17 protein-coding genes are annotated in these 17,989 nt (G+C 45.8%); 10 read left to right on the top strand and 7 right to left on the bottom strand.

Going from position 1 to position 17,989, the window contains the following annotated elements; translation table 11 throughout:
- Positions 1–7: 7 nt before the first annotated feature.
- The 4 genes from rfaE1 (at position 8) to J4227_03710 (ending at position 3,095) form a co-directional block, all read left to right on the top strand.
- Complete coding sequence (gene rfaE1 / locus J4227_03725; protein MBS3109612.1) at positions 8–1,015, top strand: D-glycero-beta-D-manno-heptose-7-phosphate kinase; 1,008 nt, start codon at positions 8–10, stop codon at positions 1,013–1,015.
- Positions 993–1,685, top strand: coding sequence for an HAD family hydrolase (locus J4227_03720; GenBank protein MBS3109611.1), 693 nt, complete (start codon positions 993–995; stop codon positions 1,683–1,685). Before rfaE1 ends, J4227_03720 begins: the two co-directional genes overlap by 23 nt.
- A complete protein-coding gene (locus J4227_03715) occupies positions 1,675–2,169 on the top strand; it encodes an adenylyltransferase/cytidyltransferase family protein (GenBank protein ID MBS3109610.1) in 495 nt (164 codons plus the stop codon). Before J4227_03720 ends, J4227_03715 begins: the two co-directional genes overlap by 11 nt.
- 62 nt (positions 2,170–2,231) lie before the next feature.
- Complete coding sequence (locus J4227_03710; protein ID MBS3109609.1) at positions 2,232–3,095, top strand: class I SAM-dependent methyltransferase; 864 nt, start codon at positions 2,232–2,234, stop codon at positions 3,093–3,095.
- 76 nt (positions 3,096–3,171) lie between these two features.
- On the opposite strand, the gene J4227_03705 is transcribed toward J4227_03710, so the two are convergent.
- Positions 3,172–3,918, bottom strand: a complete 747-nt coding sequence (locus tag J4227_03705; protein MBS3109608.1) for a glycosyltransferase — start codon at positions 3,916–3,918, stop codon at positions 3,172–3,174.
- Positions 3,919–4,113: 195 nt separating this feature from the next.
- Here J4227_03705 and J4227_03700 point away from each other — a divergent pair, with 195 nt between their 5' ends.
- The 5 genes from J4227_03700 to J4227_03680 all read left to right on the top strand — a co-directional run bounded on the left by J4227_03700 (position 4,114) and on the right by J4227_03680 (position 10,873).
- Positions 4,114–5,538 carry a UDP-N-acetylglucosamine 2-epimerase gene (locus J4227_03700; GenBank protein ID MBS3109607.1) on the top strand — a complete coding sequence of 475 codons (1,425 nt, stop codon included), beginning with the start codon at positions 4,114–4,116 and terminating at the stop codon, positions 5,536–5,538.
- Positions 5,510–7,843 carry a hypothetical protein gene (locus J4227_03695; protein MBS3109606.1) on the top strand — a complete coding sequence of 778 codons (2,334 nt, stop codon included), beginning with the start codon at positions 5,510–5,512 and terminating at the stop codon, positions 7,841–7,843. The genes J4227_03700 and J4227_03695 overlap by 29 nt, the downstream gene beginning before the upstream one ends.
- Positions 7,844–8,168: 325 nt before the next feature.
- Positions 8,169–8,879, top strand: coding sequence for a glycosyltransferase family 2 protein (locus tag J4227_03690; protein MBS3109605.1), 711 nt, complete (start codon positions 8,169–8,171; stop codon positions 8,877–8,879).
- Between the two features lie 34 nt (positions 8,880–8,913).
- A complete protein-coding gene (locus J4227_03685) occupies positions 8,914–10,527 on the top strand; it encodes a hypothetical protein (protein ID MBS3109604.1) in 1,614 nt (537 codons plus the stop codon).
- Entirely contained in the window at positions 10,508–10,873 is a 366-nt protein-coding gene (locus J4227_03680; protein ID MBS3109603.1) for a hypothetical protein, read from the top strand. The genes J4227_03685 and J4227_03680 overlap by 20 nt, the downstream gene beginning before the upstream one ends.
- Positions 10,874–10,974: 101 nt before the next feature.
- Here J4227_03680 and J4227_03675 read toward each other — a convergent pair whose 3' ends face one another.
- The 5 genes from J4227_03675 to J4227_03655 all read right to left on the bottom strand — a co-directional run bounded on the left by J4227_03675 (position 10,975) and on the right by J4227_03655 (position 16,412).
- Positions 10,975–11,274, bottom strand: a complete 300-nt coding sequence (locus J4227_03675; GenBank protein ID MBS3109602.1) for a hypothetical protein — start codon at positions 11,272–11,274, stop codon at positions 10,975–10,977.
- 64 nt (positions 11,275–11,338) lie between these two features.
- Positions 11,339–12,946 carry a hypothetical protein gene (locus J4227_03670; protein ID MBS3109601.1) on the bottom strand — a complete coding sequence of 536 codons (1,608 nt, stop codon included), beginning with the start codon at positions 12,944–12,946 and terminating at the stop codon, positions 11,339–11,341.
- Positions 12,947–12,981: 35 nt separating this feature from the next.
- Positions 12,982–13,968 carry an SDR family oxidoreductase gene (locus tag J4227_03665; GenBank protein ID MBS3109600.1) on the bottom strand — a complete coding sequence of 329 codons (987 nt, stop codon included), beginning with the start codon at positions 13,966–13,968 and terminating at the stop codon, positions 12,982–12,984.
- Positions 13,969–13,995: 27 nt separating this feature from the next.
- Complete coding sequence (locus J4227_03660; protein MBS3109599.1) at positions 13,996–15,288, bottom strand: glycosyltransferase family 9 protein; 1,293 nt, start codon at positions 15,286–15,288, stop codon at positions 13,996–13,998.
- Entirely contained in the window at positions 15,285–16,412 is a 1,128-nt protein-coding gene (locus J4227_03655; GenBank protein MBS3109598.1) for a DegT/DnrJ/EryC1/StrS family aminotransferase, read from the bottom strand. Before J4227_03655 ends, J4227_03660 begins: the two co-directional genes overlap by 4 nt.
- 146 nt (positions 16,413–16,558) lie before the next feature.
- Between J4227_03655 and J4227_03650 the strand changes: the two genes are divergently transcribed.
- Positions 16,559–17,287 carry a hypothetical protein gene (locus J4227_03650; protein MBS3109597.1) on the top strand — a complete coding sequence of 243 codons (729 nt, stop codon included), beginning with the start codon at positions 16,559–16,561 and terminating at the stop codon, positions 17,285–17,287.
- A gap of 41 nt (positions 17,288–17,328) precedes the next feature.
- Here J4227_03650 and J4227_03645 read toward each other — a convergent pair whose 3' ends face one another.
- Positions 17,329–17,856, bottom strand: coding sequence for a hypothetical protein (locus tag J4227_03645; GenBank protein MBS3109596.1), 528 nt, complete (start codon positions 17,854–17,856; stop codon positions 17,329–17,331).
- Positions 17,857–17,989 lie beyond the last annotated feature (133 nt).

Here is a 17,989-nt window from a genome sequence, read left to right as displayed (position 1 = left end):
GATTTCAATGGATGTAAAAAAACTGATTCAGACAATCCGGGATTTCAAGGGGAAAAGGGTTTTGGTCATAGGGGATGTGATGCTCGACAAGTCAATTGTAGGGGATGTCACAAGGATATCGCCTGAAGCGCCCGTGCAGGTAGTTAATGTCCAGAAGGAGGAGTTTGTGCCGGGCGGAGCCGCGAATGTGGCAAACAATGTTGCCAGCCTGAGCGGGGATGTCTATATCATAGGCACAGTCGGCAATGATGAGATGGGCGCAACGCTCCTTGAGGAGCTGAAGAAGAGAAACATGCATACGGATTACATGATCAAGGACAGCACAAGGCCGACCATCACCAAGATGAGAATAATGGCCCGTGGCCAGCAGCTGCTCAGGGTTGATTATGAAAAAGTGCATAACATTGACAGGGAGCATGAGGAAAAAATAATTAATGAATTAAAGCAGGGCATTGAGGACATTGATGTGATTGTAATCTCTGATTACGGGAAAGGCCTTTTGAGCAGGAATTTCATGGCAAAGGTTACTGACATTGCAAAAGGAAACAAGGTTTATACAATTGTGGACCCAAAGCCAATGCACAGGGAATATTATTATGGCTGCCATCTGCTCACACCCAACTATGACGAAGCATGCCTGATGTCCGGCCTTGAAGAGGAGTTCTGGGAAGATGTGATGAAAGTTGGAGAAGCCCTGGTCAGGAAGTACGATACTGACATTTTGGTCACAAGAGGGGAGATGGGAATGTCCCTTTTCAAGAAGGATGGGATGGTCAAGCACATTCCGACAAAAGCCAAGGAAGTCTATGATGTTACCGGAGCAGGGGATACGGTTGTGGCCACCTTGGCCATGTCATTGGCAGCAGGTTCGAGCCTGGAGGATGCCGCGAGGATTGCCAATCACGCAGCAGGGATTGTTGTTGGAAAAATAGGGACCTCAACTGTAACAGCCTCGGAGCTTGAGAAAGACATAAAGAAGGATTCAGAATACAATGGAAACCAGAATGGAAAATGAGCATGAAGGGCAAATTCCTGAAGCCCGTGTGCCCCCCAAGAAAAGATCTGGGAGGAACAGGGCAATTTTCATCGACAGGGATGGAACAATAAACGTGGAAATGCCAACCTACCTTTACCAGCTTGAGGACTTTGCATTCCTGCCTGGCTCTGTTGAGGCAATCGCAAAGCTTTCCAAGACAGACTACAAGCTTATAATAATCACCAACCAGGGCGGCGTGGCAAAAGGGATTTACACCGAAGAGGATGTCAACAAAATAAACCATCACATTGTGTCCGAGCTGAAAAAACATGGGGCCGAAATACACAGGGTATATTACTGCCCTCACCACAAGGACGGCACTGTTGAAGGATATTCATTCATCTGCGAATGCAAAAAGCCAGGAACCAAATTTTTTGAGGAAGCTGCGCATGAATTCAAGCTTAACCTTAAGAAGTCATGGATGGTAGGTGACAGGGATTTTGACATAATGGCAGGGGCACGCGCAGGATGCAGGACCGTGCTTGTAAAAAGCGGGATTAACGGCGAGGAATATTACAGGAACATGACAGTTGAGCCTGATTTTGTGGCGCCTGACTTAAAGATGGCTGTTGAGATTATACTGGAGCACGAAAAGCCCGGCGGCGCTGCAAATGGCGCAAATCAAGGGGTCGATGGCGATGGCTGCTAGAAAAAAAATTGTCTCCCGGGACGCTGTCCCGAAAATATGCAATGAGCTGAGGGCCAAAGGGAAGAAAATAGTCACCTGCAACGGGAGCTTTGACTTAATGCATATTGGCCACATAACTTTTTTGCAGGAGGCAAAAGCCCGGGGAGATGCACTTATAGTGGGAGTCAACAGCAATTCCTCTGTAAAGCAGTACAAGAGCAAGGACAAGCCTATTATTGACGAAAAACACAGGATGGAGTCACTGGCTGCACTGGAATGCGTTGATTATGTTGTATTGATGGATGAAAAGGAAATTGCAGTCCCGCTGATAAACCTGGCCAGGCCTGATGTACATGCCAATGGCGAGGAGTATGGCAAGGATTGCGTCGAGGCAAAGGCCATTAAGGCAATTGGCGGCAAGCTTTACTTGGTAAAGAAAGTCCCTGGATTTTCCACAACTGAGTTGATTGACAGGATAACGCAAATTTATTGCAGAAAAAAATGAAAATGGTTGGAATAAAAAATAAGTGGAATAAAGTGATATTAGGGCAATAACAGGTGTGATGATTGGATGACATATCAATAAACCAGATGGCCGTGCTGGAAAAGGATTACTGGTTCTGGGTTGGAAAAAGGTACATGTTTGAGCAGGCTTATAAAAAATATTCCGGGATGGCAAAATCAGCACCGGGAAAACAGGATAGTGGAAGGAACAATAAGTTCCGCCTGTTGGATGTAGGCTGTGGAACAGGAAGCATTTTGCTTATGATGAGGCAAATTTGCGGCAAGGATGCCGAAATCTATGGTATGGACGTCTCCGGCGAGGCTATCAGGATCTGCCATCAGAGGGCCAAGTCTGCCAGGACAAGCTTTATGCTCAAAGTGGGGAATGCTGAGAAGCTGCCTTATCAGGATGATTATTTTGACTTTGTGATAATAAGCGACACCCTGGAGCATGTGAGGAATGACAAAAAAGCTGCGCAGGAGGTCAGGAGGGTGCTGAGGCCAGGCGGAATAGCCCTTGTCACAGTCCCAATGTTCATGCACCTTTGGGGGGCGGATGACAAAAGGCTGTTCCATTTCAGGAGGTATACCAAGAAAAGGCTGAACAAGCTGTTTGATGGCTTCAGGAAACTTAGACAGACATATATCCAGCCATTTTTTTATTTCCCGGCATTGCTCGCCAGGACCATGGAAAGAGCATCAGGCAAGGGGGAGTCGTTTGAGCAAAAAATAAAGGACAGCCTGCTAAAAAGAAATGCGAAAACGTCTGCAAGGAAAAATTCTGAAAACCCCAAAGGAAACGGGATGATGCTCAATGGCCTGCTCAAGAAAATCCACCTGGCAGAGAATTGGCTGATAGCGAAAGGGATGAACATGCCGATTGGCGTGGCCACCCTGACTGTGCTGCAGAAAGAAAGGGCAGATTGAAGCATTTCATTTGAATAAGAAGGGATAAAATAAGAAGGAATAAAAAGGAACAAATTAAGATTATTTTGAATTAAGATTATTTTGCCTTCCCTGCGGCCGGCCCGTATTTTCCAGACCAGGAATAGTACCTGATTCTCATGATATCAACAATAAACCTTCCGATGACCTTGAGGGTGTTGAAATTGCTCCTGTCCGAGTCAATCCATGTGACCGGAAGCTCCTTTACACTAAAATTATGCAGGCCTGCGTTGTACAGAAGCTCAACATCAAAGCAGCTGCTCTTTATCCTCTGCTGGCGGAACAGCACAAGTGTTTTTTTCCTGAACATCTTAAAGCCGCATTGAGTGTCATGGTAATTGACACCCAGCATAACCAGTTTCACAGCCGAAAAAAGCCTTGATAGGAGTATCTTGAAGAATTTTTTCTGCACCCTTGAATCCGGAAGCCCCCGTGATGCAATGAGGATGTCATGCCGGCTTATCTTGGCCAAAAAGTTTCCGATTTCCGTCAGGGGAACGCTGAGGTCTGCGTCGTAAAAAAGCATGAGGTCATATTTCGCTGACAGCATTCCTTCCTTTACTGAAAAGCCTTTTTCCAGCCTGTCATTATTGACTATGAGCCGGATTCTCCTGTCGCTGAAAGTGCGCTTCCGGATGATGCTTATGGTCTTGTCCCCACTTGAGTCAGCTACAAAAATCAGCTCAAAATCTGAAATTGAGGGATTATTGGAAAAATAGAAAATTGATTCGTCAATGCACCTGCTTATGCGCTTTTCCTCCCTGAAAACAGGGATCACGACACTGATCTTATATTTCCTGTCCATGATTGACCCATCGCCTGTAATCAGCGCGTACTATTTAAAGCTCGCCCTTGGCATTGGATTCCGCATATTGACGTGTCATGTTTTGGACTGAGTCGGCTGCCTCGAACAGCCTAAAAAAGCAAAAGGTTTTTAATGCTGGTGAGAGTGTAAAAACCGCATAGCATAGGGGGCCAATTCATACAGAAGGAGAAGCTTATGGCATCATTGGACACTGTCAATCAATCTGATTTTATCCCGAAGCTGGACAGTATCAGGGTTGATTATGCAAAAATAAAATCAGCTGCTGAGAAGGCCAGGAAAGATAGAAAATGGCTGCTTGCATTTGTGGTTGGCACAAAGCCATGCTTTTACAAATTCTATGGGGCAATACAGGCTGCTGAAAGCAATGGCTACCCATACATTGTCATAAATGCAAACCAGCACTATGACAGCAGCCTGACCCAGGGAATAAAAGAATTCGGGCTGGACGGGAAAATAAGCGTGGACCTTCACATTGGCGGCGACCTCGGCAGGAAGACAGGGGAACTGTATTTCAAATGCATATGGCTTGCGAGGAAGCTCAGGCAGCTTTATCCTGATGTTGAGACTGTACCTGTTGTCTTGGGTGATACCATCCTTGCAGGAGTAATACCCTCGGCATGGCTTTTTGCAGTTGGAAACAAAGGCATCAACCTTGAGGCCGGCTTGAGATCCATGTCGCCAGCAGGCATGAGGCAGCTCGGAAAAACAAGCCCGCAGGATTTTGTGATGCAGCAAAGAGAAGCAGAATGGGAAGTGCTGCGCAATGAGCCGTTCCCTGAGCAATGGGACACATTTGTAAGCTCAGCAGCCTGCCAATTCCAGTTCGCGCCCCTTGACCTCAACAGGCAGCACCTGTTACGGGAAGGCTACAAGGATGAGGACATATTTGTGCACGGGAACCCTGTTGTGGATGCAATTCAGCTCAAGCTTGGCAAAAAGCCTGAGCAAAGCGTGTTTGAGATTTACCCGCAGCTTGAAAAAGGCGAATGGATAAGGGTTGACATCCACAGGCGGGAAAACCTGACTGCGCGCAGGCTAAAAAGCATAGTTGGAGCAGTCAGGCAATTGGTGAAGGAAGGAAGGAAAGTTGTTTTTATACAGATGGGCGCGACAAGGGAGGCATTTGCAAATTATGGCATGCAGGATGCATTCAGCGACATAATGAAGAAAGACAATTTCCTGTTCACTGACTTATGGCCAATGTTCGAGCACGTTGTGGAATTTTACAGTTCTGAGCACAACCTTGCCGCCCTTACGGACAGCGGAGGCGTGCAGGAAGACATGAACATGATGAAGAAATTGTGCATGACCTGCAGGTTCAGCACGGACAGGCCCGAGACTGTCAGGCAGTCTGGCGGAAATTTCCTGGCGCCGCCCTATTCAGCTGAATTCATGGCAGAAGCTGTGAAAGCCATTCTGGAAAATGATGATTTCAGGAAAAAAGCCCGGGGCCAAAAGCCCCTTTATGGCAAGGACTTTGGCACAAAATTCATAGGCACAATGAACAAGATAGGCATTGGCGCGAACAAGCCGTTCAAATGGTCGCATGAAACCCTTGGATTGTGGAAAGATGAAGCAGGAAGCCTCAAGTATCTTTAGGAAGCATGGCAAGGAAATTTTGGCGGGCCTGATTTTGCTCGTTCTTGCCGGGATTTACTACAGGGAAATTTTCAGCACGACGCGGCTAAACCCTGCAGGCACGCATTATATCGAGGTGCAGACGCTTTTTGCGCAGAATTACCTGGATGCTGTCTATGAGCATGGCACACTCCCCTTCTGGACAAGGTCATGGTTTGGCGGGCATCCTTTTTTCACAGACCCGCAGGTATTTTTCGTTAACCTTACATTCGCCTACCTGATGCTTTTCAAGCAGGTCATCCTTGCCATAAACCTCTCGCTGCTTTCCTACCTGATAATCGGTTTGGCCGGGATGTATTTTCTGGCAAAATATATTACAAACAATGTGTATGCGTCAATGATAGCAGGGTTTGTTTATATTTTCAATGAGTACATACTTCAGTTCATAATCATTGGAAACCCGAGCATTGCCGAGCCGTACATGCTGATTCCATGGATCCTTCTTTTTGTGATCAAGGCACTGAAGGAAGGGAAGAATTTTTTCCTGAATATTGCACTTGCAGCTGCCTTGTTTGCCTGCCAGGTCATGTCAGGAGGGATTGTCATCCTGCTCTATACCTGGGTGATTGTGGGCATTTACCTCGGCCTTGAGATAATCCTTGCATTGTTTTCCGGAAACCATGGCAAGAAAACAATTTTGAGGATTGTTGTCATCTTTGTGGCTTTGGCAGTGCTTGCAGTGGCGCTAAGCGCCTCCAAGCTGCTTCCTGATTTCAGCCTGGTTGAGGTCACAAACCGGGCAGCCGGTGTCTCCTATGCGGAATACATTGGATCTGAGAAGTATTTCTATCCCGGTAATTTGTATCCCGTCAAGGCAGGATGGCTTTTCCTGGATGTCGGGCTTGTTGCCGCGCTTCTTGCAATCATGTCCCTTAAAAAGATGAAAAACAGATATGTTGTATTCGGGGTTTTGCTTGCATTGGTTGGTTTCCTTCTTGCATTTGACATTGGACTGGGCCAGCTTTTCTACAACTATGCGCCGGGATTCAGGCAAATGCGCAACCTGCAAAGGGCGTTGGTGCTTTTTGTTTTCGCCATGCCGCTATTGGCAGGGATGGGCTATACTTACCTCGAAACAAAATTGGGCAAAATGCAAAGCACAAAAAAATGGATGGCCAGGAATGGCTCTGCCATGATTTTTTTCCTGGCAGTGCTGGCATTGATTTTTGCAAATGTTTGGCTGGCCAAGTGGAGATGGCAGACAATTGAAATCAAGCAGCAGATTGACGAAAACCAGCTGGCAAGGTACCTTGAAAATGAAATCAAGGGCAAAGGCGAAATTTTCAGGGTATATAACCTGGATGTAGGGGACATCATAGCTGCATACGGGTTTGGATGGTATTCAAGGTATGGAATAGAGCATTACGGAGGAGGAGGCTCAATTTGGACAGGCGACTATGTGCAGTACACTGCCATTGCAAGGCAATACAATCCTGCAAAGCTGCTCGGCCTGGCTAATGTCAAGTATTTGGCTGCAAAAAATGAGATAAATGTCCCTGGCTTTACCCTGGTAAGGAAATTTGATGAATGCGCATCGTGCGAAGCTGATGACCTTTCGAAATGGGTGGACGGGCCCTATCTTTATTCCAATGACCTGTACCTTCCAAGGTATTACCTTGTAGATTACGGAGTCCTTATTCTTGGCGCAAAGGCTGATGTTGACAATGTTGCGTTCCAGATGCTTTTGCAGCCAGGCATTGATCCTGGCAAATTGGTCATAACAAAAGGAGCACAGGGCGTCTCAGATTACTCGGAGAATGAGCTTATGGCCCATGATATGATTATCCTGCTGCAAAACAGCTATGCCCCGGCTGATGCGCCAAAGCTTAAGGCATTTGTTGAGGCCGGCGGCATCCTGGTTCCGGATGTATTTAATCCCGGCCAATCACTTTCATTTGAGAACCTGACGCTTATGCTGTCCCGGGAATCATCAGGCAGGCAAATGTTGCAGATCAAGCCATCTGTTTACGGGCCAAACAGGATTGAATTCAGGCTGAATGGCGAAAAAGGGCTTTTTTTCCTCGGTGAAAAGTTTTACATGTTTCCGGAATGGAAAGCCAGCATTAATGGAAAAGAAATCCGGATCCATAATGCAAATGGCATAGGCTCATTGGTCATTCTCAATGGGAAAAGCGGTGATTTGGTGTTCAGCTATGTGCCTGCTGGATTTGTGAAGGGAGTGTGGCTGACAATTGCCGGATTAGCCTTGAGCATACTGCTTATTATTATGGACAGGAAGATGGGATGGAGCCAGAAGTATTTTTGAAATCCCGGGGAATGGCAGATTATGTTGTCGGAGTATGCAATGGGTTAATAATTAAATTGGTCAATTAGGGAAAGCAAATCACGCAGTGGCACCAATAAGAATAGTTTTGTTGAGGGGGCTCTGCCCAGAATCTCGCCTTCGGCTCGAGTTTTGGCATCGGCTCGGCTTTGAACAAATGACAATAATTGCATTTTTCTATCTGGAACCGCGAAAAATGCTTTAGGCGATAATTGAAGAGCCTCACAACTTTGATGCCAAAACCAAGTCTCTGGACAGAGCCTGTTGAGGGAGAACCTTTATAAATAAATGAACTGGATGACAACTAATGGCAGGGCAAAAAAAATTTTCAATATTGATTCCGGTGTATAACGAAGCCAAGACAGTTGAAAAGCTCATTGGCCAGGTTATGAAAGTCAAGACTGACGGATATGAGAAAGAAGTAATTGTTGTAGATGACGGCTCAATGGATAACACGAGAAAAATCCTGCAGAAAATCGGCAAAAGCAGGAAGTATGCCAGTCTCAGGATTTATTTCCACCCGAAAAATAAGGGCAAGGGCGCGGCGCTGAGGACTGCGCTGTCAAAAGCATCAGGATTTGCCTGCATTGTCCAGGATGCTGACCTTGAATATGACCCAAGGGAAATAATAATGCTTCTGGATGAAATGAAAAACAGGAAAGCTGATGCTGTGTACGGCTCAAGGTTCCTGAACAGGGATGGATTGCATAAAGGCCTGTTTTATTTTGGGAACAAAGGGCTGACATGGCTGACCAATATTATATACGGAGCAAGGCTCACTGACATGGAGACATGCTACAAGCTTGTGAAAACCAGCCTGCTGAGAAAGCTAAGGCTTCGAGCAAATAAATTTGACTTTGAGCCCGAGGTCACTGGCAAGCTCCTGCGGCATGGTATCAAAATTTGGGAAATACCGATTAGCTACAAAAACCGGGACCATGATGAAGGCAAGAAAATCACGATTAAAGATGGCTTACAGGCTGCGTGGTGCCTGATAAAATACAGGTTTGCGGATTAATTGAGCGCGGGCTTGCGGATTAATGGTGTTTGCAATGAGTTTTGACTTGAAGTCTGTGAAGATTGAGCACATTTTCATTTTTGCAGCCCTGGCAATATTTCTGTATGTGGGGCCTGGCACAATACTCAACCACAGGATAACGCACGATCTGCCCTATGGGTATTTTGCATCTGATGCCTATGGCGAGCTGGCATTCGCAGAATGGTTCAATATGCACGGCAAAATGGACGTCCTGCCCCATTACATCAGGTTTGGACACACAAACAGCATGGCATTCCACATGCCTGTTTTCTATGCTGAAAATGCAATGCTTTCGAATTTCACTGGATTTGAAACTTATGAAGGCGCCATCCTGCCATATCTTTTTGTGATCCTTGCGTCGCTTGTGATGTACCTGATAGCCAGGCAGTTCAACACCAATGTTGCAATCCTGGGCCTTTCCGTGACTGTCTTCCTGTTCCTGCAAAGGTTTGTAATCAGCTGGCTCTGGGGAAACTGGGATTTGGCCCTGGCCATGGTTTTCCTTGCAGCCGCTTTTTGGTGGATAGACAGGCATGACCTTGAGCATTATTATGCCTACCTGGGGATTTTTGTGGCTGGCGTGCTGATAACCCATACCTCCGAGGCTGCATTCCTGGTGCTGTTTTATGCGCTGTACTATGTTTTCAAGCTTGCCAAAAGGGAAATGAGCATGCAGGAAACAAGATGGATTGTCTATTCCGGCATCATAGGCATTGCTCTCAGCTTCGGGTATTTGCTTGTCTTTTACCACGGGCATTGGCAGGGCAGCCAGTGGACTTTAAGCCAGATAAGGCCTGAAAATTTTGATGTCACGTTCAGGAATTTCAGATGGGCTGTATTTCCGATAGTTGCAGGTGCAATTGCCTCGGCATATTTTGCATTGAAAAAAAATCACTATGCGGCCTTGCCTGCACTTTTCATGCTGGCCATAGGCTTTGGCAATTATTTTGGGTTTCACAGCAGGGCATTCCAGGTAAGGTATTCCTGGCCGATATTCATGGGGCTTTTCCTCGGACTGTCCATTTATCTTGTCTTGAAATTGCTGTTAAAGAAGCTTAAGACAGTTTATGCAGCTGCATTATCAATTGCCCTTTGCTTTATCTTCCTGGCAAGCGCTGGCTACCAGGACAGCTCCAACCCAGGGCTCATGGACCCTTACCATTGGGAAATGATTAGGTGGCTGCCCAGCCAAACGCCGGAAAATGCAAGGATATTCTTCATGTATGGGGACCTTTACAACCAGGATGCGGCATTGTGGATTGACCAGCGACAAAATTATGTTGCTGAAATACCGCAGTTAATTGAGGCAATCCAGAACAGGAGCATTAAAAGGCTATATTATGCTGAATTTGTGGGAGCGAGCGATGCATTTGCAGTTAGAAAATCATTTTTCCAGTTCGAATACCCCGGCCTGGCAGGGCTGAAGGGCTACACGGACATTTGCTCATTTGATTACCTTGTCTTTGACAAGGGCAGCGGGCAGCAGGTTTTTGCCCAGTACAACCTTCTGGTTGCCAGCGAGCTTGTGAAGAAGGAATGGATGAAGCCTGTTTTTAACAATGACCTTGTCGTGATATTGCATAATGAAAAGCCGGGAGAGGACTGTATTGAAGAACAAAATTTTTGAGCAGCTGAAAGAGGAGATTGTGCAATTAGGCATGATAATAGCCCTGCTTATGATCTTGTTTAAGATTGCATTCTTCAGGGAGCCCATTCTCAATGTTGTAAAAATTGTGCTGGCCATTGCATGGCTCGGCATAATCCCGGGCTACGCCCTTATGCTGAAATACATGGAAAAGCTGGGCTTCATGGAAAGAACCATATTGGGCAGCGCGCTTGGCTTTGCCGTGCTCGGCATACTGTCATATTACCTCGGCCTGGCCGGGCTGCACCTGAAATTGCACCACATAGCCCTGCCAATTTTGGAGATTGCCCTCGGGGTTTCGATTTTCTATATTGGCAGCAAGAAATAGGGGATAGGCCGGGCCATACACTGCTTCATGGAGCAAATACTAGCTACCAGGATTACAGGTTATAGGAAAAAGTTATAGATTATAGGAAAAGGCAAATAAGATCACTTTCTATAATGGTATTTGTAAACAACAAACACCAGGACCAGCTCAATTACCCATAGTATAATTGCAGATGCCCTGAGCGATGGTATGATATAGTTCATGAAGAATATGAGGGCAGGGACAACGCCTGCTGTGCCAAAAATTGCAATAACAAATGACTCAGATTCCTCCAGGCCGAGCATGAGAAGGATCAGATAGGATGGCACAATGTAAAGGAAAAGCCACATTGAAATGGTTTGCAGACCTATTTTCCCGAGCAGATAATAGGACACGCCAAGCAGTGCAACTATCAGCAGCATAAATTGCCAGCCAACAAGCCCTTTCAGGCTATCAATGGCTTTCGAAGCTGGTTTAGTGGTTGGTTTAGTAATTTCTGAACACCTCAAAATTATTGTGCCATATGTGGATATTATTCTGGTCATATACCAGTGTGCTGTTGGCAAAAACTTCCTGTTCCCACTGCAGCAGGCTTTGCGCAGGGCCCTGCTGGCCGGTGATTATAAGGTCAGAGTAATCAACCATGTAGTAGGCCTTGTCCCTGGTTGTAAGGTTGGCGTCCAGGAACCTTTGGACATCGTTGCCAACATACCTGTTGGAATATGTGAGCATCCACCTGATTTTCGGGTAGCTTATTGTCCCCTTGACAACAACAAAGGCATCTTCAGGCAGGTTTGCCTTCATCCATTCAGCAGCCTCCACCTGGTAAGGCGTTATTCTCAGGATAGGAGGGTAGGCATCCTTGAGCGTGGAATGTGCCACCCTGGCATTGGAAGACAGCATGAAGGCTATGAATACCAAAGCAAGTGCGATTTTGGCATAGCCAAGCATTTTCTTTTTGACCGGAATGAACGACAACAGGCCAAACAAGCCCACCACTATTATTGCATAAAACAATGCGGTTTCAGCAAGAAGCATTCTTGCAGCCCTGCCCACATTAAGGTATCCAATAACATCGAGGTGCACCGCTATGTACACTGCTGCCAGCCATCCAAGCAAAACAAGGTCCTTGCTGCTTCTCCTGTAGAGAAGAATGAGGGCACCAATAAAAATGAAAGGGATAAGGTATTTGTGGTAAACATCGTTATACGAAAAATAGATGGCAGGATACCCCCCGACATTCACAGGGTAGCCTTCCTGGTCGCTTATCTTAAACCAGTGAAGAAAGCGCTCAGGGTTTGTCAGTTTTATTTCATGCCTTTCATCAGGCCCAAGGTAGATTAGAATGAATGGCATTGTGATCAGGAGGAATATGACAATGGCAAGCCCTATCGATATGGGATTTTTGGTGAACGGTAGTGGGAATTTCCTTTCCTTTATCCAGTAGAAGATCGTAAACAAGAATAATGCAATTCCCGTTACTCCAAAAGCCTGCATGTGGAACAGGTATTCACTTGCAAGCACTGCAACAAAAGCAAAAAGATAGACAGATTTTTTGGCGGGCTCCTTGCTGCTGTCAGTGGAAAGGTACATGTAGTAGGTATAGAGGACAACTGGGATAAAATTGAACGCTATGACGCTGCCCCTCTGCCCCCAGAGATAAGTCATGATATTGCGCATCACAAAAAGCATGGAGAATCCTGCCAGTATTCCGGGAATAAGGCCCCAAAATTTTCTGACAAGAAGGTAGGTTGACATGCAGCCCAGCATTGAAAGAAGCCCTATCATTATGTAGGCAGAAACAAACCTGTCATTGGTAAAAAGCTGGGCAAGCGCGGAATTGAGAGGATAAGGAGGAGGGTACTCATGAATATTCGGGCCAAGGATTGAATTGAAGCCGTAATACCAGTTGCCCAGATAGGGGGGGATAGTGAGATCAGCGCGGTCATTTTGGTACATCCAGTCGCCAGCAGTAAATTGCCAGACCGAGTCGCCCTCGCCAAAGGGCACAGGGTATGCCTGGATCGGCAAAGTCCAGAGCCAGAAAGCTACAATAAACAATGCTCCGGCCACAAGCAAGTCATTTTTACCCATTCAGTACCCCGACAAATTCCATCCTGCATATCCAATCAGACATTGGAATGCCCTGTATCCCCCAACAATTTGTAAGCCTTTATTAATTCTTTTATTCCAAAATCAAGGTCATAAATGCACTTGAACCCTGTTCCCATTATTTTGTCATTGGAGACTATATAATTCCTCTTGTCAGGGTCCTGGCCAATCTCGGAAAAATGGATAAAAAATTTCGGCATGTGGCCCTTGATTTTGAGGGCAAGCTCTTCCTTGGAAAGATTTGCCTCCTGAAGGCCGACATTGTAAGCATTGTCTTTCATTTTTTCAAAATTCAGCATGCAATGCTCAAAGCACCTGGCCACGTCCCGGATGTGTATATAATTTCGCTTGAAATGCTTTTCAAAAATTACAATATAGCCGTCGCGGACAGCCTTGTAGACAAAGTCGTTCACGAGCAGGTCTGTCCGCATCCTCGGGGAAACCCCGAAGACAGTGGCAAGCCGCAATGTTATTGCATTGCCAGCCTCAAGCAATATCTTTTCTGCATCGACTTTGGTCTGGCCATAAAGGGAGATTGGCTCCAGGGGCGTTTCCTCTGTGCAGAATGTTTCCCCGCTCTTGGTCCCATAGCCTGAATTTGTTGTTGGGAATATGATGCGCTGGTGCCTGGCCCTCAGCTTCAACAGCATCCTGATTGCGCCATAATTGATGGACTTGGCGTCCTCCGGGCTTTTATTGCACACTGGCGCGCCCACCATGGCTGCCAGCGGGATGATGTAGTCAAATTTTGGCAGTATTTCAGCCATGAGCTTTTCGTTTCGCACATCCCCAATTATAAAATCAAAATTCGGGCTGTGGCACAGGTGAAGCATGGGCTTTTGCTTGTAATATAGATTGTCAAGCACTGTTACCCTGTATCCTTTTGAGATTAGGTATTCAGTGATTATTGAGCCAAGGTAGCCAAAGCCGCCTGTAATCAGCACATTAGCAGATTTGCCGGAATCTGCTTTCTTATTTTCCTTCAAATTTTTTTTGTCTGCCATTCATATCCCCTCAGTCTTACTAGTTTACTAATCAGCATTGACATCTGATTTGGCGCTCCCTGCCATGGCATTCAAGCGCATATTCCTGCCGGGAAGCAGATTGTGCTTCATTGCCACCTTTTCAACAGCATCAAATACAGTCGATGCCTGCAGCCTGTCCATGCAGGTTTTATGGAACTCGCACTTGATTTTGAAGCAGCCGGCGCACGACATGTCCGTCAGTATCCTGGCGCCCTTGCCGTAAAGCTCAATTTCATGGGGCATGGTCGGGCCGAACATGCAGACAGCTGCAACATCCAATGCTGCTGCCATGTGCACAGCAAGCGTATCTCCTGTGACAAGCAGGCTGCACTTGCTTATGATTGCGGCAAACTGTGGAATCGTATTATTGTTCCCTGTATTAATTATCGGCACAGATGATTTGTTGATTATCTCCTGGTTGCGCTCAATTTCATTTGGCCCCCCGAGAAGCAGGATCTTGGCATCGTACAGGCTATAGAGAAGCTTGGCAAGCTCAACAAAGCCATCAATGCTCCATTTCCTGTCCAAAAAAAGCCGGTTGCTGCAGCCAGTGTTGAAGCCGACGATGAAGTCTCCCTTCTTCAGGCCATTGTTCTTGAAGAATTCGCCAGCAAATGATTTTGCAGAGTCCTCAAGCATTAATATGGACTTCTGGCCCGTGTATTCCAGCCCTGCAATGTCAAAGACTATTTCCTGCTGCGTCTTCCGGCTTGCGCGCTTGTGCTTGTCGGATATTCCTATGTCAAGGAAATACTTTGCACCATTGCTTAAAGGGACTATGCTTCCATCCTTGCCAAGCTCAAACCCGAATTTTTTCTTGGCCTTGACCATTGTAAAGAGCGCGCATGCCTCATGTGCCTTTTCAACATTGATCGCCACATCAAATTCCTCTATCATCATGCTCATGGATGTTTCATAGCCAATCATCAGTATCCTGTCAACATATGGATTATTCTTGAGGATGTCCACGCATTTCGGGGTTGTTATCCAGGTTATATGGCATCCGGGATATTTTTCCCTTAACGGAAGGAGGATGGATGTTGTCCTGAGAACATCGCCCATGGCCTCAAGATTCACAATAAGCAGCCTTTTCTTGATTGGTTCATAGTAAGGGCAGCCATGGCAGAGCACGCCGAATTTTTTGTGTGGCTGGCACGGCTTGTAATCCTGGAAATGGCGGCAGTCCCTGTTGACAAACAGGCCTTTCAGATTTCCATTGCCATCCGATGAATTAATTGTGATGCCTGGATTATTTTGGCCTGAATGTTCACCATCCACACCAGATGAAGCGCTTTTCACTTGATTTTCCCCCAAATCTTATTCACAACCTCGACAACGTGCCTTGTGTCATCCAGGGTCATGTCATTCCCCAAAGGGGGGCAAAGCATGGTGTCAGAAAGCATTTCAGAGTTTGGAAGGCTAATGCCCTTGAAAAGCTGGCTGTGATAAGGCTGCAGATGGGTTGTTCGCCAGCAAATCCTGATGTCAACTCCGTTCCTGACCATTTCCTGAATGAGCTGCATCCTTTTGTTTGGGTTGACAAGCATGCCGAAAAACATGTAGGGGTGCCTTGTCTGGTATTCCGGCGTTTTCTGGAACCTGAACTGCGGCATGCCATCCATGTAAATTCTTGCTGCCTGGTTCCTGAATTTCACTGTGTCTTCGAGCCTGGACAGCTGCACCCTGCCTATTGCTGACTGGATGTCAGTTATCCTGAAATTGAGCCCAAAGGTTGTATAATCATAATGGATGTTCTTGTGGACATCATAAGGCGCAGACATGCCATGGTTCCTTATCTGTGATAGGAGTTCCGCAAGCTTGTCGTCATTGGTAAAAACTGCCCCGCCCTCGATTGTCAGCGCAAGCTTTGCCATATGAAAGCTTGTTGTCCATGTGTGATTGTAGCTGCCGGCAATTTTTCCCTTGTATTTTGCGCCGGGCAAATGCGCTGCGTCTTCAATCAGCGTTATATTTTTCTCCTGGGCCAAAGCTTCAAATCCGTCGGAATCAATTAATCCGCCGCCTACGTCAACAGGCATTATGGCCTTTGTCCTGCCTGTTATTTTTTCCTTCACCAGCTCAGGGGTCGTGACCCATGTTTCCGGGTCAGAGTCTGCAAGAACAGGCTTGGCGCCTACTGCGAGAATTGAATTTACTGTTGCAATAAACGTATAGCTTGGGACAATAACTTCATCACCCGGGCCAATGCCGTGCGCAATAAGCGACGCTATGAGGGCAGATGTGCCATTGTTCATGACAACCGCGTGCCTGACCCTGAAGTATTCCGACAATTCCTTCTCAAATGCTTTGGTCTCCCTTCCCTGGGTTACCCATCCTGAGTTCACCACCCTTATGGCAGCTTCCTTTTCCTCTTTGTCAAACCTTGGCGGCGACCATGACAGTTTTTTGCTTGGCACTTCCATACTCACACCTCATTGAAATGGCTGTTTAGGGCATATAATTGGATGTAATATTTAAATCTTCCTACTTTTTCCTACCTTTTCCTACTATTTCGGAAGATTTATATAGGTGTTATGCTTATGCACGGGATTGCGAAGGTGCAGGATAGTTGAGGGAGAAAGTATCAATCTCATTGGACAAGGAAATTCTGGAAAAGGCTGATGCTACAGTAGATGGCATTGCCGTAAGGAACAGGAGCCAGGCAATTGAGCATGCGTTGAGGGCATATTTTGGAAGCAGCGGAGTGGAAAAGGCATTTGTGCTTTTGGGCCGGTCAAGGAACATTAAGGAAGCCCACCTGAATCATTTGATAGGCATGGCAAAAAGCGTCGGTGTCAAGGAAATATTGATTGCCGGCGGGCCCAACAATGAGAAAATCTTCCAGATACTGGGCAGCGGAAGCAAATATGGGATAAAAGTCGATTATGTTGAAGAAAAAGAGCTTAAAGGGACTGCAGGAAGCATCTGGCTGGCAAAGAACATGCTGGATTCGACATTTCTTGTGATTGCCGGAGATACAAGCTTTACTTTTGATTTGATCAAGATGGTTGAATTTCACAAGAGCAAAGGCAGCATGGTGACAATGGGCGTTACTGCAGTGAAGCTTGAAGATTCAACAGACAGCATAATTCTCGAGGGCGAAAAGGTAGTGCATTTCAATTACCAGGACAAGAAGCCGACCTATATGACAAATGCGGGCGTTTACCTTTTCGAGCCGGAGATTTTCAGGCACATGCCAAGCAAAGGCTCGCTGGAGAAGGATGTCTTTCCCGGCCTGGCCAAGGAAGGGAAATTGTATGCATACGTTTTCTACAGGGAATGGAAGCATAATGAATAAAATTTAGATTACAGTTTCTATATCATCACATAGATAAGGTTTTATTTTCTACCCAAATAGAAGTTGACAAGTCTATGACCATTAAACTCATATATTTCGTCAATTTTTAAGACTGTATAATCTTTCAAGATTTTTTGTTCACCTATATTGAGATTATATAATTTCTCATCATTGACACTGAAATTTGTTGTTTGACTGTCATTAGATATCCCTAAAACTGTAGTCTCATATTCAGATCCGGTAATCATGTATATTTTTGTTTGATTTATTTCAAGTGTATCTTTTATGGTATTCAGGTAGGTTTCTAAAAATTCTCCTTTGTAATTTCCATCATCGATTCCTTGGGAATCAGGAATAATAGTAAATGGCCGTTCTACAGTTATTTGATCTTTGCTTATCCTGTCATAGATAGTAACTTGGTATATGTAATTTCCCTCCTTTAGCTCGTTTAGCCTAAACCAAACATAGTAATCAGTTATAGTATAAGGAATTTGTTCTCCTCTTTCTTCAAATATATTTTTGCGCTGATCAATTAGCTGCCCTGAAGAATCCAGGATAGAGTGGTCCATCTCGAACCAAAGAGTTCCATCTGCGACCGTTTCAAATCCAGTAATTCTTGGCTTGACACAAGCAATTTCGGAAGTGTGAAATTTTCCTGATTTTCTTTCATAACAGTCAGAACTGTCATCGTCATAGTAAGCT

This window comes from Candidatus Woesearchaeota archaeon (genome assembly GCA_018303405.1).
Classification (GTDB): Archaea; Nanobdellota; Nanobdellia; order Woesearchaeales; family JABMPP01; genus JAGVYD01.
This window is presented reverse-complemented; position numbering and strand designations above follow the sequence as displayed.

Excerpts from the sequence above, each read along its gene's own strand:
- rfaE1 (MBS3109612.1), top strand. The coding sequence starts at position 8 with ATGGATGTAAAAAAACTGATTCAGACAATCCGGGATTTCAAGGGGAAA.
- J4227_03720 (MBS3109611.1), top strand. The coding sequence starts at position 993 with ATGGAAACCAGAATGGAAAATGAGCATGAAGGGCAAATTCCTGAAGCC.
- J4227_03715 (MBS3109610.1), top strand. The coding sequence starts at position 1,675 with ATGGCTGCTAGAAAAAAAATTGTCTCCCGGGACGCTGTCCCGAAAATA.
- J4227_03705 (MBS3109608.1), bottom strand. The coding sequence starts at position 3,918 with ATGGACAGGAAATATAAGATCAGTGTCGTGATCCCTGTTTTCAGGGAG.
- J4227_03700 (MBS3109607.1), top strand. The coding sequence starts at position 4,114 with ATGGCATCATTGGACACTGTCAATCAATCTGATTTTATCCCGAAGCTG.
- J4227_03695 (MBS3109606.1), top strand. The coding sequence starts at position 5,510 with ATGAAGCAGGAAGCCTCAAGTATCTTTAGGAAGCATGGCAAGGAAATT.
- J4227_03690 (MBS3109605.1), top strand. The coding sequence starts at position 8,169 with ATGGCAGGGCAAAAAAAATTTTCAATATTGATTCCGGTGTATAACGAA.
- J4227_03685 (MBS3109604.1), top strand. The coding sequence starts at position 8,914 with ATGAGTTTTGACTTGAAGTCTGTGAAGATTGAGCACATTTTCATTTTT.
- J4227_03675 (MBS3109602.1), bottom strand. The coding sequence starts at position 11,274 with ATGCTGCTGATAGTTGCACTGCTTGGCGTGTCCTATTATCTGCTCGGG.
- J4227_03670 (MBS3109601.1), bottom strand. The coding sequence starts at position 12,946 with ATGGGTAAAAATGACTTGCTTGTGGCCGGAGCATTGTTTATTGTAGCT.
- J4227_03665 (MBS3109600.1), bottom strand. The coding sequence starts at position 13,968 with ATGGCAGACAAAAAAAATTTGAAGGAAAATAAGAAAGCAGATTCCGGC.
- J4227_03655 (MBS3109598.1), bottom strand. The coding sequence starts at position 16,412 with ATGGAAGTGCCAAGCAAAAAACTGTCATGGTCGCCGCCAAGGTTTGAC.
- J4227_03645 (MBS3109596.1), bottom strand. The coding sequence starts at position 17,856 with ATGGACCACTCTATCCTGGATTCTTCAGGGCAGCTAATTGATCAGCGC.